Source organism: Streptomyces chiangmaiensis (assembly GCF_036281785.1).
GTDB lineage: Bacteria > Actinomycetota > Actinomycetes > Streptomycetales > Streptomycetaceae > Streptomyces > Streptomyces chiangmaiensis.
In genome coordinates this window covers 1-3,228 of the sequence record NZ_JAYWVC010000436.1, presented here as the reverse complement: position 1 = coordinate 3,228, position 3,228 = coordinate 1, and the positions used below count along the sequence as shown (strand labels likewise).

3 protein-coding genes are annotated in these 3,228 nt (G+C 66.0%); 2 read left to right on the top strand and 1 reads right to left on the bottom strand.

Features of this window, described 5'->3' with window-relative positions; genetic code table 11:
* A partial coding sequence (locus tag VXC91_RS43970) for a cbb3-type cytochrome c oxidase subunit I (protein WP_329512946.1) occupies positions 1-305 on the bottom strand: 305 nt, incomplete at its 3' end.
* Positions 306-1,536: 1,231 nt separating this feature from the next.
* Here VXC91_RS43970 and VXC91_RS43960 point away from each other — a divergent pair.
* Both VXC91_RS43960 and VXC91_RS43955 read left to right on the top strand, forming a co-directional pair.
* Positions 1,537-1,944: a hypothetical protein gene (locus VXC91_RS43960; RefSeq protein ID WP_329512945.1), complete on the top strand. Its 408-nt coding sequence runs from the start codon at positions 1,537-1,539 to the stop codon at positions 1,942-1,944.
* 497 nt (positions 1,945-2,441) lie between these two features.
* The gene (locus VXC91_RS43955) at positions 2,442-2,750 is read left to right on the top strand and encodes a hypothetical protein (protein ID WP_329512944.1); all 309 of its coding nucleotides are present in this window, start codon (positions 2,442-2,444) and stop codon (positions 2,748-2,750) included.
* The last annotated feature ends 478 nt before the right edge of the window (positions 2,751-3,228 follow it).

The window sequence follows — 3,228 nt, the reverse complement described above, 5'->3', positions numbered from 1 at the left end:
AGCGGTGTCGCGAACATCAGCAGCATGACCGTGCCGTGCATCGTGAACGCCTGGTTGTACTGCTCGTTCGACACGATCTGCAGTCCCGGACGGCCCAGCTCGGCGCGCATCAGCAGCGCCATCACCCCGCCGATCAGGAAGAACGCGAACGACGTGGTCAGGTACAGCGTTCCGATGGTCTTGTGGTCGGTGGTCGTCAGCCACTTCACCACGACATTGCCGGGCCGCCTGTGCCGGACCGGCAGCTCGCTCTCGTACGAGTCCTCAGCTGCCGCGGCACCGTGGGGTTCGTTGAGAATGCTCACAAGTGGGTCTCTCCCGATGCTCGCGGTTCGCGTCGTCAGTCAGCCGCCATCCTCGCTGTGCCGGGGGCCGGGCTGCCGCCCCGATCGGCCGGAATACGGCCACTGGTATGACGGTCGGACTCCAATGGAGCAGCCGGGGCGTGTCGTCGTTGTCGGCCCGACATGCCAGGACATGCCACGACATGCCAGGCGTTGCGGCGGCCCGGCGACGCCTTCGCGAGGGCCTCGACGCGGTCCGCCCCGCGGATGCGGCGCCGTCAGCCGGCGGGGACCATCTCCACGAGGAACCGGGTCAGCAGGTCGGCCACCACCCCGGGCCGCTCCAGGCTCGGCGGAAGTCGCATCGCAGGACTCGATAACCGCCGTCGCGCAACACCGGCCGCTGTGTGTCCCATATGCGCCGGTCGCACACCGCAGAGTGCAGCAGCACCAGCGCGGGGCCGTCCCCGCACACGTCATAACAGAGAGTCACCTGACGGACGGCGGACAGACCGGCCTCAAAGGAACACCGACACAACCGGCACCTGGCCGCCGAAGCCGTTCATCAACGTCCCGCCGAACGGCGATCCCAACCGGCCCGCCGGAACTGCCGCTCGACCGGACGACCCACCGGCGAGCCGGGCATCGCGCCGGCGTCCGCCCATCGAACTGCCTGGCCAGATGAACTGCCTGGCCGGACGCAACGTATAAGTCACCGTGGGTGGCGCGGCGTCACCCGATGTACCAGCAGGCACTGCAGGGGCCGGCGGGCGTACGCCTGCCCCAGGTCGCACCGCGCGGCGACCGCCGAGGCGTTGGCTGCCCGTTGTGAAGACGACGCCGAGAGAAAGGGCAGAACGATCTCAAGCAATTCGAGCCGTTCCGTCAGCGGCGTTCTCGACGTACCCGTCCCGATGGAGCGAGGGGACGGAGCACGCGAAGCGGACATTCGGCAGCAGGTGCTGGGCCTTGATGTTGACAGCGCACGCCTCCGGGTGAAACCGCAGCGGATGGCGAGCCGTCAACCCACTACGACACGAAGAGTCCGACCGCGCTAATTGCGTTTGAGTGTTGACGCGGCCGTATACGGTGACACTTGCTCGCATCGCGGTAAGCAATCGCCGCCAGAAGGGAAACGGCTATGCGCATTTCAAGGTGGTGTCTGACGGCCGCCTCGGTGCTCGCACTGTCAGATATCGGATGCCATGCCTCTGCGACCTCAAGCTCCCAGCCCAAGAGCGATGAGGAAGCGGTGAGCTACGAAGTGATCCAGCTGCACGGGGAGATGACAGGGACCAAGAGGCTCAGCAAGGGAGATCAAGCAACCGGAGTAGGTAATCAGGTTTTCATCACCGAAAATCTCTTCCGCAACGGGAGCAAGTACGGCTTTTCCTCGACAATGTGCACCCAGGTCGGGGGACCCTTGAATCCTACCCCGAAGAATCCGACCACCCAGCTGTGTTCAGGCGTTTACAGCCTCGATAACGGGCAGGTCACCTGGCAAAATACGCTCGCCGTCACACGCCAGGGAACTCCACCGCCATGGAAAACGGCCATCACCGGCGGCACGGGCGCGTATACAAATGCTCGCGGCTATATTCTTGTCAACGGGACGAAGCGCGACTACACGCTGTATCTCGTTCGAACGACCCCTTCGTGAAAGCGTCCCGGCCACCGTTCGCGTGGCCTTGGACGCCCTTGCCCTCGGGCTGGACGGCACTCCTGGGGCTCCCCGCAGTGCTCGACGCAAGCGAGCCTGTTCGAGCGACGTGCGGCGCCGGGCGCATTGAACGCGTGCGCGTCTGAAGATGTTCTGCTGGTCGGGGCCGGGCCTGAACACGTCCGCCCAGGCGGTCAGCCCGTCCAGAGCGGTCTGGATCCAACGGACGCTTCGGGGGCCTCCGCTCGCGGCGTGGCTGAGTTCGTGGCCAGGCAGAGCGAGCCGCCGGTCGGTCGTGAGGTTCTCCCGAAGCGGCAGCCCGCGTGCGGCGGTGCAGGAGTAGATGTCGGAGACCCAGGCGGGCCACCGGCCAAAGATCGCACCGACGCCCGCGAGGTACAGTTCAGCCGCGACCAGGAAGCGAACACCGGGCAGGAAGGCCTGGTTCGGTTTCCGCGTGCGGCACTGCTTGCCCTGAATTTCGGAAGAGGTACGTCATGTTCGCGGTGATCTACCGTTGGCGGCTACATCAGGGCAAAGAGCAGCAGTTCGCGTCGAGCTGGCACCGCATGACAGAGGAGATCCATAAGCGCTGCGGCAGCTATGGATCACGCCTGCATCAAGCCGATGACGGTACCTGGGTCGCGTACGCACGCTGGCCGGATGCCGCTACCCGCGAGCGGTGCAACGGCGTTGATCCCGAAGCGCTCTCATCGATGCGTGAGGCGATCGCAGAGGCTTTCCCTGAGATTCGATGCCAGGTGATCGACGATTTGCTGGCCGAACCTCACAGCGCGGCCCACTGACACAGGCGCCGTGCCCGCCGTGTGCCCGTTCTGAAGGCACGCCGGGCGAGGATGCCGGCGTCGCGGACGATGAGCCCGTCCCAGCAGTGGAAGTGGCTTCCGCCCAGACATTCGCCCCTGCCGTTCCAGCGGTTCATCAGGCACTGCACCCCATCCAGGGTGAACACTGTCCCGGACCACCGGTTGCCGTCGGCGAAGGCGATGGGCGGTCTTGCAGTAGTCCGTGCTGAGCTGCCACGGATGCGGTGGCAGGCGTGGGGCGTGGCGTCCTCCACGAGCAGGTGCCTTCGTCGTCATCGGGACTCCCCTGTCGGCGTCGCACCACACGGCTCCGGAGTGAATGCGTCGATCACCTCTCGCAGTCCTGTGAACTGCGGCGGAGTCCGTCAGAGGGTGCCACCGGCACAGAGGGTGTCGGAGGTGTGCCGGATGCCCCGGAAGCCTCCCCGCGAAGTCGGTGGTTCGCCTCAGGCAGCCG